14 protein-coding genes are annotated in these 12,809 nt (G+C 44.8%); all 14 read left to right on the top strand.

All coding sequences use genetic code 11. The features are described 5' to 3' along the window. Positions 1-128: 128 nt before the first annotated feature. Entirely contained in the window at positions 129-1,034 is a 906-nt protein-coding gene (murB, locus tag ASG93_RS15390) for a UDP-N-acetylmuramate dehydrogenase (RefSeq protein ID WP_056833324.1), read from the top strand. A gap of 15 nt (positions 1,035-1,049) precedes the next feature. Further along, on the top strand, positions 1,050-2,318 hold the full coding sequence (murA, locus tag ASG93_RS15385) for a UDP-N-acetylglucosamine 1-carboxyvinyltransferase (RefSeq protein ID WP_056833323.1): 1,269 nt from the start codon (positions 1,050-1,052) through the stop codon (positions 2,316-2,318). A gap of 98 nt (positions 2,319-2,416) precedes the next feature. After that, positions 2,417-3,325 carry a cell division protein FtsQ/DivIB gene (locus tag ASG93_RS15380; RefSeq protein WP_056833320.1) on the top strand — a complete coding sequence of 303 codons (909 nt, stop codon included), beginning with the start codon at positions 2,417-2,419 and terminating at the stop codon, positions 3,323-3,325. Between the two features lie 369 nt (positions 3,326-3,694). Then, positions 3,695-4,942, top strand: coding sequence for a cell division protein FtsA (gene ftsA, locus ASG93_RS15375; RefSeq protein ID WP_056833318.1), 1,248 nt, complete (start codon positions 3,695-3,697; stop codon positions 4,940-4,942). Positions 4,943-4,972: 30 nt separating this feature from the next. Continuing rightward, positions 4,973-6,094 (top strand): cell division protein FtsZ, encoded by a 1,122-nt coding sequence (gene ftsZ / locus ASG93_RS15370; protein ID WP_029196512.1) that lies wholly within the window; start codon positions 4,973-4,975, stop codon positions 6,092-6,094. Between the two features lie 234 nt (positions 6,095-6,328). Continuing rightward, entirely contained in the window at positions 6,329-7,252 is a 924-nt protein-coding gene (gene spoIIGA / locus ASG93_RS15365) for a sigma-E processing peptidase SpoIIGA (RefSeq protein WP_047672362.1), read from the top strand. A gap of 189 nt (positions 7,253-7,441) precedes the next feature. Next, positions 7,442-8,164, top strand: a complete 723-nt coding sequence (sigE, locus tag ASG93_RS15360; RefSeq protein ID WP_047672364.1) for an RNA polymerase sporulation sigma factor SigE — start codon at positions 7,442-7,444, stop codon at positions 8,162-8,164. A gap of 161 nt (positions 8,165-8,325) precedes the next feature. Further along, a complete protein-coding gene (gene sigG / locus ASG93_RS15355; RefSeq protein WP_056833317.1) occupies positions 8,326-9,108 on the top strand; it encodes an RNA polymerase sporulation sigma factor SigG in 783 nt (260 codons plus the stop codon). 135 nt (positions 9,109-9,243) lie between these two features. After that, positions 9,244-9,543: a YlmC/YmxH family sporulation protein gene (locus ASG93_RS15350; RefSeq protein ID WP_047672367.1), complete on the top strand. Its 300-nt coding sequence runs from the start codon at positions 9,244-9,246 to the stop codon at positions 9,541-9,543. Positions 9,544-9,661: 118 nt separating this feature from the next. Continuing rightward, on the top strand, positions 9,662-10,507 hold the full coding sequence (pgeF, locus tag ASG93_RS15345; RefSeq protein ID WP_056833316.1) for a peptidoglycan editing factor PgeF: 846 nt from the start codon (positions 9,662-9,664) through the stop codon (positions 10,505-10,507). Positions 10,508-10,551: 44 nt separating this feature from the next. Continuing rightward, on the top strand, positions 10,552-11,238 hold the full coding sequence (locus ASG93_RS15340; RefSeq protein ID WP_056833315.1) for a YggS family pyridoxal phosphate-dependent enzyme: 687 nt from the start codon (positions 10,552-10,554) through the stop codon (positions 11,236-11,238). Positions 11,239-11,277: 39 nt separating this feature from the next. Beyond that, a complete protein-coding gene (locus ASG93_RS15335; RefSeq protein WP_047672372.1) occupies positions 11,278-11,700 on the top strand; it encodes a cell division protein SepF in 423 nt (140 codons plus the stop codon). Between the two features lie 65 nt (positions 11,701-11,765). Continuing rightward, entirely contained in the window at positions 11,766-12,005 is a 240-nt protein-coding gene (locus ASG93_RS15330) for a YggT family protein (RefSeq protein WP_056833507.1), read from the top strand. Positions 12,006-12,007: 2 nt separating this feature from the next. Further along, positions 12,008-12,790: an RNA-binding protein gene (locus tag ASG93_RS15325; RefSeq protein ID WP_056833314.1), complete on the top strand. Its 783-nt coding sequence runs from the start codon at positions 12,008-12,010 to the stop codon at positions 12,788-12,790. The last annotated feature ends 19 nt before the right edge of the window (positions 12,791-12,809 follow it).

The raw sequence follows: 12,809 nt of genomic DNA, 5'->3' as shown, positions 1-12,809 counted from the left end.
CTAAGGCTTAATATGGCGCCAACAACGAAGACCGGCCATCTTCGACTCGGTCCATATTATGAAATTATGAAGCTTGAAGCTGCTTTTCAAGATAATTTCGCCCTACGTTCTGTGAAGGAGGTTTTCCCATGCAACAGTTAATATCCGACTTACAGGCAGCAAATATTGGCGAGATTCGAACGAATGAACGACTAGCCCCTTATACGACATGGAAAATCGGCGGTCCGGCTGATTGCCTCGTTATCCCCCAAACGAAAGAACAGGTAGCTGCTGTCATCCGATTTCTATATGGACGCGGTGTTCCATGGACGATCATTGGTAGAGGATCTAATCTGCTTGTAAGTGATAAAGGCATTAGAGGGGTCGTTATTAAACTTGGCAATGCGTTAGAAACGCTTCGTTTTGATGGTGCGATGGTCTACGCAGGTGGTTCCTATTCGTTCATTAAATTGTCCGTACTAGCGGCCAAAGAGGGTTTAACCGGACTGGAGTTTGCTTCTGGCATTCCCGGTTCTGTGGGAGGCGCCGTCTACATGAATGCAGGGGCTCATGGGTCCGATGTGTCACGCATACTCAAGCAGGCTGAAGTCATCCTGGACACAGGGGAATTGGTCACTATGCAGGCGGAGGATTTGGAGTATGCCTATCGACATTCCATTCTGCAAACATTGCCCGGCATTGTAACGGAAGCTGTCTTTGAATTACAGGTTGGAGAGCGCAAAGAAATTGCCGGTGCTATGGCGGCTTACCGCGATCGGCGTCGGCGTACTCAACCCGGCCAATTAGCTTGCGCTGGAAGTGTATTCCGCAACCCCGAAGGGGGATTCGCAGCTAGGCTTATCGAAGATGCCGGCCTGAAAGGCAAACGTGTCGGTGGAGCGGAAATCTCAACGCTTCACGCCAATTTCATTGTTAATACCGGAGATGCTACAGCCGAGGACGTTCTCACTCTCATAGGCGAGGTACAGCTAATCGTACAGGAACAGTACGGCATATCGCTAGTACCGGAAGTTTTGGTGATTGGTGAGAGGTAAATCGGAGGTGGAACTTTGGAGAAGCTCGTTATCGAAGGTGGAAGACCTCTTACGGGAGCCATCCAGATACACGGCGCGAAAAACGCCGCATTACCAATCTTAGCAGCCTGCATCCTGGCTAACGGCACTCATACTCTGCATAATGTTCCTAATTTGCTCGACATCGACACCATGCTGCACATTCTTCGTGCGCTGGGCTGTCGTGCTGAGCAGCAAGGGGATACGGTATCTATCACAACATCCACAGCTCATTCCTCACATATCCCAGAAGAATTGATGGGGCAGATGCGTTCTTCCATCTTTCTAATGGGTCCGCTACTCGCTAGATTCGGCAGTGTTACGGTATATCAACCAGGTGGCTGCGCGATCGGCGAACGTAAAATCGATTTGCACCTTAAAGGCTTGCAGGCTCTCGGAGCCAGCATAGAAGAATTCGCCAACCAGATTGTTTGCACCGCAGATTCACTTCAAGGGAGTGAGATTGTTCTAGACTTCCCAAGTGTGGGCGCTACGGAAAATATTATGATGGCTGCTGTCAAAGCAGAAGGCATCACAACGATTTACAATGCTGCCCGTGAACCTGAGATTCAGGATCTGCAAAACTTCCTGAACGCAATGGGCGCTGATATCATTGGCGCAGGTACGGACACTATAACGATTCGCGGAGTGGAGTCATTATCTCCTTGTGCATATCGCATCATACCCGATCGTATTGTAGCAGGAACATTCCTTGTTGCAGCAGCTGCGACCAAAGGAAGCATTACACTCGAGAGGGTGAATCCTGCTCATTTAACCTCGGTTATTCATGTCCTTAAGCGCGCAGGTGTTCAAATCATCACGGACGGTGATATAATACATGTAAGCTGTCCAACAAGACCGAAGGCGGTCGAACGTATTATTACTTCACCGCATCCGTCCTTTCCAACGGACCTTCAATCGCAAGTCATGGTGCTGTTATCTCTAGCAGATGGACTGAGCGTAATGAAAGAAACGATATTCGAAGGTAGATTTAAACACGTCGATGAACTTTCCCGTATGGGAGCGGATATCCGTGTGGATATGAGCTCAGCCTTTATCCGAGGGGTTCCGAGGTTATATGGAGCAACGGTTGAAGCGACTGATTTGCGAGCCGGTGCAGCACTTGTCATTGCCGGTCTGGCTGCGCATGGCACAACGATCGTTGAGCAAATTCATCATATTGATAGAGGCTATGATAGAATTGAACTAATGCTTTCCATGCTGGGAGCCTCCGTTCATCGCCAATCACCCGTCCCAAGCGAGTAGAATGTTTGAATGACTTCCGCGGATCCCTTCCTGCTTGCAGGTGGGGATACACGGTTTTCATTTTGTTTGTCATACACAAATAATAGGTGGTGCCCATCTTGTCTGAAGACCGCAAAGTACCCGCTCTGCCTGTCCCTAAGCCGCGTGCGCGTACGAATCGGAAGCTGCTCATTTTCTTGTTCGTCTTTTTCATCACAGTTCTTATCATTTTGTTCTTTCAATCTTCTCTTAGCCGAATTAGTGCAATTGAAGTTGAAGGAAACGAACTTATGGCATCAGAAACAATTGGACAAGCAAGTCAAATTGCCGTAGGTGATCGTTTCTTTGCCGTTAGCTCACAGGCTATCCAGCAGCGCGTTGCCAAGATGCCCATGATCAAATCGGCAGTCGTGAAGAAGCATTTTCCAGGCATTATCCGTATTACTGTAGAAGAATTCCCTAAAGTAGCGTTCCAAATTGGAGCTGACGGTAAGAAGCAGGCTGTGCTCGCTGATGGGGCTGTCGTGCAGCTTTCTGCTGGAAGCATTCCTCTGGATATGCCCATTTTGACAGGGTGGACAGACGGCGATCCGAACAAGGCCGCACTTTGCAAAGTGCTTGGAGAAATCCCGGAGAGTGCGCTTTCTGACATATCCGAAATTAAACCAGACCCGTCAGAACCATACCCTGACAAGATCAAACTGTATACTAGATCTCAATTCGAAGTGTATACAACGATTGCCTATTTACCTGAGAAAATTGACAATTTGCCTGCTTATATAGCAAGCTTACAAGAAGATCATATTACTAGTGGTGTTATCAAAATGCTAGAAGTAGAGTATCACGCTCCTTTCGAACCGAATGAAGAGTCCAAAAATGAAGCAAACAATTCATCTGGTCAGAAGACTGGGGGCAATTCCCCGGGTCCTACACCCGATTCGAACAAAGATGGGGGTAAGACAAGCCCGAAGCCGACTCCAAAAGCGACGCCCAAATCACCACCAAAGGAAACATCGCGTCCTTCCTGACAAAAAAACGTTTAATGGGCTACTCAATCACTTAAAATAATGTTAAAATTAGATTTATGGTTAATTAGGTATCTATCAGTTCGTTAGATTGTTTTAGTAGATAAGAAAGTATAAGTTTTATACTTTTGCTTCGCATCTACCTTGACAAACGCGCTCGTCCCAGAAGGACGACGGAGTCGTTTATCCTTGAGTAGTTACTAGACAGGATCTATATCATTTTCTCATCATTAAGACTAGATATGTAAACGACTTTTTTACTGGCAAAAAAAATGTAGAAAAAAGAGGGAATATGGCGGTTGTGTGGAATACGTATAGAAGTATTTGTGAGGAATTCACTTTATTACCCAAGTTACAGGAGGTGCCAGGGGCTTGAGCAACAATGATATCATTGTTAGTTTAGACATCGGTACATCCAAGGTTCGAGCTATTATTGGGGAAGTCGTAAACGGAACCATTAATATAATAGGAGTGGGATCTGCCGAGTCGGAGGGTATTCGTAAAGGCGCAATCGTTGATATTGATCAAACTGTGAATTCAATTCGCAGCGCTGTCGATCATGCAGAACGAATGGTCGGCGTACAAATTTCCGAGGTTTACGTAGGAATTTCAGGTAATCATATTGCTCTTCAATCTAGTCATGGTGTTGTCGCTGTTTCTAATGAAGACCGAGAAATCGGAGAAGAGGATATCGATCGTGTTATTCAGGCGGCTAGAGTCATCGCATTACCTCCCGAACGTGAAATTATTGGAGTTGTACCTAAGCAGTATTTAGTAGATGGACAAGAAGGCATTAATGATCCTCGTGGCATGATTGGTGTTCGCTTAGAAGTGGAAGCGACAATTATCACTGGAGCGAAGACAGGGATACATAATTTAATCCGTGTTGTGGAAAAATCCGAACTGAAGGTTGCAGGCCTCATCTTGATGTCGCTAGCATCTGGACAGTTAGCCTTATCGAAAGATGAGAAAGCTGTTGGAACGGTTCTGGTTGATGTAGGAGCAGGTGCAGCAACGATTGCTGTATTTGAACAAGGTAATCTTGTGGCTACGTCGACCATTCAAATTGGTGGCGAATACATCAGTAATGATATTGCAATTGGACTCCGGACTCAGCTTGAAATCGCAGAGAAAATAAAGCTGAAATACGGTTGTGCTTCTGTTGAAGATTCAGCGCCCGATCAAATGTTTAAGGTTACGAGAATGGGAAGCAATGTGGAAAAAGAGTTTTCGCAAGTAGACCTCGGGAATATCATTGAACCCCGCGTTGAAGAAATTTTCCAAATGATCCGCGCGGAAGTTCATCGTTTGGGATATGGTGATTTAGCTGGTGGTTATGTGCTTACAGGCGGAACTGTTTGTATGCCAGGTATACTTGCGGTCGCACAAGCTGAACTCGCTACGTCTGTACGCATCGCTGTACCTGACTTTATTGGAGTACGCGATCCTTCTTACACTAGCGGAGTTGGTATCATTCAATTCGTATCCAAATACATGAAAAATCGGAATTCGGGTTTCTCGAAAAAAGTAGTTTCGAAGACAGCAGCAAAAAAATCCTCCGACAGTAATAAACCAGGTTTTCTAGAACGTGTAAAAAGTTTTTTCAGTGAATTTATATAGTGAACGCAAAGTTAGGGGGATATGACTCACATGTTTGAATTTGATATGGATTTAGACCAATTGGCTCAAATAAAAGTCATCGGTGTTGGTGGCGGCGGAAGCAATGCAGTAAACCGAATGATCGAGAACGGTGTTAAAGGCGTTGAGTTTATCACCGTTAATACAGATGCTCAAGCTTTACACTTAGCTAAGTCTGTTCATAAATTACAAATCGGGGATAAACTGACACGCGGTCTTGGTGCAGGTGCGAACCCTGAAGTAGGTAAGAAAGCGGCAGAAGAGTCAAGGGAGACAATTCTGAATACGCTTCGCGGCGCTGACATGGTATTCGTTACAGCAGGTATGGGTGGCGGTACGGGTACTGGAGCTGCTCCGGTTATTGCGGAAATTGCTAAAGAAGTAGGCGCTTTAACGGTAGGTGTTGTTACTCGTCCGTTCACGTTCGAAGGACGCAAACGCTCTTTGCAAGCTGAGCAAGGTATTGCAGCATTGAAAGAGAAGGTAGACACGCTTATTATTATCCCGAATGACCGTCTTTTAGAGATTGTAGATAAGAAGACTCCTATGCTTGAAGCTTTCCGTGAAGCGGATAACGTACTTCGTCAAGGTGTACAAGGGATCTCTGACTTAATCGCTGTACCTGGACTAATCAACCTGGATTTTGCGGATGTCAAAACGATTATGACTGAACGCGGCTCGGCCCTCATGGGTATCGGTGTTGCAACAGGTGAGAATCGTGCAGCTGAAGCAGCCAAAAAAGCGATCTCCAGTCCTTTGTTGGAAACTTCCATTGAAGGCGCTCGCGGGGTTCTGATGAACATTACGGGCGGCGTGAATCTCAGCTTGTACGAAGTCAATGAAGCAGCTGATATCGTTGCATCTGCATCGGATATCGAAGTGAACATGATTTTCGGAGCTGTTATCGATGATAAACTCAAGGACGAAATTCTGGTTACTGTTATTGCAACGGGTTTCGAGCATAAGGCAGCGCCTGTTCATCAACCTATCAAACGTCCAGGCACGGGTCAACCAGAAACTCCCGCTCCAGACAATCGGTTGAACAACTTGAAACCATTTGGTTCTCAACCATCTAACGACCAATTAGATATTCCGACGTTTCTTCGGAATCGCGGACGGAATACCGACAAATAATTACACAATAATTGTAAAGAGACCGAAGCCCTACATGATGTAAAGGCTTCGGTTTTTTGTTGTCCATAGGGCTTTTCTAGCTTGGAATAAGCCGCGTCAACTGACAAAAAAAGTATCATCCTACTAGCAAGTTTAGACAGACTTTGAATTTAAATTCCCATATACTGATTTAGAACCTTAAAGTTTCGTCAGAAAAATTGCTATAAAAGCATCCGTCCTGGAGGTGAGGAAATTGTGGTCGTCTATGCGGATCTCATTTTCCTGCTGAACTTTCTGATGGATGCGGCCATGCTTATCGTAACGGCTAAAACACGGAAAATATCGTTCAAGTGGTGGAGAATCGTAGGTTCGTCGGTTTTGGGAGCTTCCTATGTGGTCATTATGTTCTTGCCAGTTCCGTTGTTTCTTTTTACATTTTCTGTGAAATGTATGTTTTGTGTCGGTATGATTATGACTGCTTTTGGGTTTGGCTCCTTACAAAATTTATTGAGAAACATCGGAACGTTCCTTTTAGTGAATTTTGCTGTAGCCGGTGGTATGTTCGGGATTCATTATGTACTGGCATCCTCATCCGATGTGATGGAGGGGATTGTATTTACGCAAACGGGTGTGGCCATGTTTCAGATGCAGGTTGGAGGCATCCTGTTTGTGCTCATGTTGCTCTTACCTTTGCTGTGGTGGTTTAGAACGGTGTTTCAGAGTTCGAAACAGCGTGAGGTGTTGACATCTTATTTGGCGGAAGTAACGATTCATGTGGGTGATTATACAGCCTCTTGCAAAGGTTTAATTGATACGGGCAATCAATTGTACGACCCGTTGACACGTACTCCTGTAATGGTAATGGAAGTGTCTGAGTGGGGGGATGTATTGCCTGTAGAATGGCTCCAAAGGATTCGATCGGCGGATGTTGATCAGATCATAAGTGGCTTGGGTGTAGAGGAATTTGTTTGGCAGGATCGCTTGCGTCTCGTGCCATACCGTGGCGTTAACCGTAATACCCAATTCATGCTGGCCATTAAACCGGATAAGGTGGTGATCACCCATAATCATTTGCAAATTGAAGCATCTAAGGTGCTTATCGGACTTGACGGAGGCAAGCTTTGCAGTGACGGCACTTATCAAGCAATTATCCATCCAGCCTTGATTTCAGCCGGATAGCGCTTTCAAAATGTAAGATTAAATTGAGCAATAAGATACGATGAAAAACTTCGTTGATTTAGGAAATATGGTTTTGCTAAAGCAGCAAAACTCAACATATGTTTGCGATTAAAGTTTTGCTAGCGCAAAACTCAGCCTATGCTTACGATGAAAGTTTTGCTAACGCAAAACTCTTAGGAGGAAACTAACATGTTCTTGAAGTGGAAAATGCTCTTTCAACTAGCGTATTATCGTATTTTAATGCTATTAGGTCTCAAAGGTGAAGAAATCTACTACATTGGTGGCAGTGAAGCGTTACCGCCCCCACTTACGAGAGAAGAAGAAGAGTACTTATTGGAAAAGTTACCGTCCGGGGATGCTGCAGTGCGAGCTATGCTGATTGAACGCAACCTGAGATTGGTTGTCTATATAGCTAGAAAGTTCGAAAATACTGGCATCAATATCGAGGATTTGGTTTCTATCGGAGCCATCGGTTTAATTAAAGCTGTGAACACCTTTGATCCGGAGAAAAAAATCAAGCTTGCTACATATGCTTCCCGCTGTATTGAGAATGAAATTCTCATGTACTTAAGACGTAACAGTAAAATACGTACGGAAGTTTCGTTCGATGAACCGCTAAACATTGATTGGGATGGAAATGAACTTCTGTTATCTGATGTATTAGGGACCGAAAATGATACCATTTATAGAAATATTGAAGAACAAGTAGATCGAAAGCTGTTGCATAAAGCACTGGATAAGTTAACAGAGCGAGAACGCATCATTATGGAGCTTCGTTTTGGCCTGCAAGACGGGGAGGAAAAAACGCAAAAGGACGTCGCTGACTTGCTGGGAATTTCACAATCGTATATCTCCAGATTAGAAAAGCGTATTATTAAAAGGCTTCGTAAAGAATTTAATAAGATGGTCTGAAAAATATTTTTTGACGGGTCATGTCGAAATTGTTCAGGAGTCACGGGAGGGAGCGAGTCGAAACCCTTTTGTCAAGTAGCTCCAACAAGGATAGGACAGGAATAAATCAACCGCTCACGGGGATAATTAACAGTAATGTTTCTCCTTGGGAGGTAATCACGGTGACCCGAAATAAAGTTGAGATATGTGGTGTTGATACCGCCAAACTGCCTGTTCTGACCAATGCTGAAATGCGTGAACTGTTCGCTGATTTGCAGATGAAACAGGAGCGATCTGCAAGAGAGAAATTGGTCAATGGGAACCTAAGGTTGGTTCTAAGTGTGATCCAGCGGTTCAACAATCGCGGAGAGTATGTGGACGATCTCTTCCAAGTTGGCTGTATTGGTTTGATGAAAGCCATTGATAACTTTGATTTAAGTCAAAACGTCAAGTTCTCGACCTATGCTGTACCGATGATTATAGGTGAGATTCGCCGCTACTTACGAGATAATAACCCGATTCGCGTTTCTCGTTCCTTAAGAGATATTGCTTACAAAGCTTTGCAAGTCAGAGACAGCTTGACGAATCAGAATTCACGCGAGCCTACGATCTATGAGATCTCCGAGGCCCTTAATGTGCCTAAGGAGGATGTGGTATTCGCGCTTGATGCCATTCAAGACCCCGTATCGTTATTCGAACCGATTTATCATGATGGGGGAGATCCCATCTATGTCATGGACCAGATTAGTGATGAGCGCAATAAGGACATGTCGTGGATAGAAGGAATTGCTCTTCGTGAAGCAATGCGTAAACTAAATGTTAGAGAGAAGATGATTCTCTCCATGCGCTTTTTTGAAGGGAAAACGCAGATGGAGGTTGCCGATGAGATCGGCATATCCCAAGCTCAGGTTTCTAGGCTTGAGAAGTCAGCCATCAGTCAGATGCAGAAACATGTGAAATCGTAATTAACATAAAGACTGGATCGGCTGTGACGAGCCGTGAAGGTCTTTTTTTGGTTTTCAGGACATTTTGCCCACACTGCACATATACTAGTACAAAATCAGTTAAAAATCCTAATGAGATTCGTGGTGAATAGCCTCATGAAAATATCTGATTTCCAGACGAAGGATGTAATCAATATTGTCGATGGTAAAAAGCTCGGTCAAATCAGTGATTTGGAGCTTGATCTTCGTCAGGGTCGTATCGAATCGATTGTTGTGCCCAATCAAAGCCGATTTTTCGGGTTGTTTGGTTCAGGGACAGATGTCATCATACCTTGGAAACATATTGTGAAAATCGGTGCAGATGTCGTTCTTGTGAAATTAGAAGACGTCCGGCCTTATCGCCAAACGGATGATAACGAAGGTGTTTATGAGTTCAATCAGCAATTCCGAAATTGACGGAAGGCACACGAGCGAAGGCTGCTGCTTCATGGGCATGCCAAGCAAACATCGTGTGTCTTTTTATTTTGTGCTAAAGTAAAAGGAAGTAAAGATTGAGTGTGGGGAGAGAGTAACCGTGGAACCATTTGTGAAACAAGGAAAAGAGGATAGGCCAGTCCTATTTACGATAGCAAGCTGGATGGAGCAATACAGCGAATTGACAGTTGGTTTTACATCACGCCATGGAGGAGTGAGTCAAGCATCGTATTCGACGCTTAATTGCGGGCTGCATGTGAACGATGTGCCGGAGCATGTAGTGAGGAATCGTGAGCTGCTCGCTGAGGCCGTAGGTCAGCCATTTGAAGCATTTACGTATGCTGAGCAGGTACACGGTAATGAAGTCACTGTAGTAAGCCTACAGGAAAGAGGAATGGGCAGAACATCCAGGGAAACGGCTATTCAAGCGAAGGACGGCTTCATTACAAATGAGAAGGGGATCGTTCTTTGTGCGCAATTTGCAGATTGTGTGCCGTTATTTTTCTATGATCCTGTTAAGCGTGTTGCTGGGCTTGCTCATGCCGGCTGGAAAGGCACGGTGTTAAACATTTCCATGGCTACGATATCCTTAATGACACATACTTTTGGTAGTCAGGCCACAGACATTCGAGCGGCAATTGGTCCATCCATTAGGGCGTGCTGTTATGAGGTTGATGAGACTGTAGCTAATCGTGTAAATGATGTTCTTACGGATGTCAAAGCATCATCAGATGAGCGTCAAGCTGTTATGGTCGACAAAGGAAATGGCAAGTACATGCTGAATTTACAAGAAATGAACCGAAAATTGTTACAGCAAGCAGGAATTTTGTCGTCCCATATCGAAGTATCACAGTTATGTACGAGTTGTAGCAATGATCACTTCTTTTCACATCGAAAAGAAGGCGGTTCTACAGGTAGAATGATTGCTTGGATAGGTCTTCTTTGAGGAGATGGATGCAAGCGATGCGTTGAATTGAGGTGTCTGCATAAGTGAGTTTACTGGACCGTAAAGAAGAGGTAGAAGCCCGTGTCGCCGCAGCATGTAAGCGGTCTGGACGGAATGAGAACGAAGTTAAGCTGATTGCTGTAACGAAATATGTTTCCTTAGACACAACCAAAAGCGTCTTGGATGCAGGTCTTCTTCACATCGGTGAGAACCGCTGGCAGGATGTAAAGCCGAAGTGGGAAGCGCTCCACGAACGGGGAACATGGCATTTCATTGGACATTTGCAAACGAATAAAGTAAAGGACGTCATTGGCAAATTCGCCTACATTCACTCTTTGGATCGGATATCTCTGGCCAAAGAACTGGACAAGCAGGCTGCAGCTATGGGAATTGTAGTGAATTGTTTATTGCAAGTGAACGTTTCCGGCGAAGAGTCAAAGTACGGTATTGCTCCTGAGCATTTCTTCCATTTTGCTACAGAAGTTAGCGGTCTAAAACATATACATATCACTGGTTTGATGGCCATGGCTCCCTATGAGATGGAGGCCGATGCAACAAGACCTGTCTTCCGTGGATTAAGAGAATTGCGAGACCGTCTGAATGACCAGCGAATTTTTCCATACGAGATTACCGAGTTATCCATGGGGATGTCCGGAGACTTTGAAGTAGCGATTGAAGAGGGTGCAACTTGGGTTCGTTTGGGTACTGTTCTGGTAGGGAAAGAACTTTAGTTAAAACGGATTTAAGAACATGATAAGGAGGGAACTATAGTGGGTGTTTATAACCGATTTATGAATTTTCTTGGGCTGCAAGAAGAGGAAGAGATTGTGGAGCGGGAGCGCATTGTGGAAGCAACGGAAGAACCTGAAACCAATCCTTATGAATTACGTAATAAAAATAAGGCGAATGTCGTCAGCATTCATTCACAGAAAAATGCGCGTGTCGTGCTAAGTGAGCCTCGAACCTATGAAGAAACGCAAGATATAGCAGATCATCTTCGCTCCAGAAGAGCTGTGATTGTCAATTTGCAGCGAGTTCGAGGTGATCAAGCCATACGTATCGTAGATTTCTTAAGCGGGACGGTATATGCTTTGAATGGGTCTATATCCAAACTAGGACCAAATATCTTCCTCTGTACGCCAGATTCAGTTGATATTCATGGTCACATCTCCGAGATGATGGGTGAGGAATAGGCGCATATCCTAACACAGAGGTGGATGCATACGTGTATTACATTCAATATTATCTTAGTATTTTGATGGAAATTTATTATTTCATGATTATTGGTTATTTGATTCTCTCTTGGTTTCCTAATGCACGTGATAGCTTCATTGGAGGACTTCTTGGGAAATTGGTTGAACCGTATTTAAGCCCTTTCCGGAAAATTATTCCTAGCATAGGGTTCATTGATCTTTCGCCAATTGTGGCCTTAATCGCATTGCGATTTGTGGTTATGGGGATATTGGCTGTGATCAATTTCATTGTGGGGTTGTTCTAACATTGGCAAAAGAACTCTATGGTCATTTTCATTCGGATGAACATCATTTTGTCGATAAGGCGTGGGATTGGGTGGAACGGGCAGCCGAGCAGCATGCTGTGAAGCTAACGGATTTTCTGGATCCCAGACAGGCTTTTATACTGACATCACTCGTGAATAGGCACCCAGATGTCCACTGCCGTCTAGATGGCGGATATTCGGCCGCCGAACGAAGAAGGGCTCTGATTGCCCCAGATTACCGATCTTTGGACGGGGAAGATATGGCGATGGCGGTCTTGTCCGTTTCTTCCGGTGACGGCAAATTTCTAACATTAGAACATGGAGATTATATGGGCGCCATTCTTGGACTCGGCATGAAGCGGGACAAGGTTGGCGATATTCATGTTATAGAGGGTGGCTGCCATTGTTTGGTTACCCAGGATGCTGCGGATTACCTGCACTTGAATTTGTCTCAGGTACATAGGGTTCATGTACAGACAGAACTGCTGTCGTTAGATAAGCTGGAACTAGCTCAGGTACAATTGGACGAGTTGAACCTGTCTGTTGCATCGATGCGTATGGACGGGATTGTGAGTGATGTATTCAGGCTAAGCCGGGCTAAAATATTGGTTCCCATTCAAGCTGGCCGCTGCCGCGTCAATTGGAAGCTTGAGGAAGATCCTAGCAAGCCCCTTAAAGAGGGGGATATGGTGTCTTTGCAAGGATTTGGCAGATTCAAGGTGCTTGAAGTGGAAGGCGTAACGAAAAAAGGGCGAATTCGTGTGAAGATCGGCAAATTTGCATGAGCGTGGATAATTTATCCAC

It is taken from the genome of Paenibacillus sp. Soil787 (assembly GCF_001429545.1).
Taxonomy (GTDB): domain Bacteria; phylum Bacillota; class Bacilli; order Paenibacillales; family NBRC-103111; genus Paenibacillus_E.
This window is presented reverse-complemented; position numbering and strand designations above follow the sequence as displayed.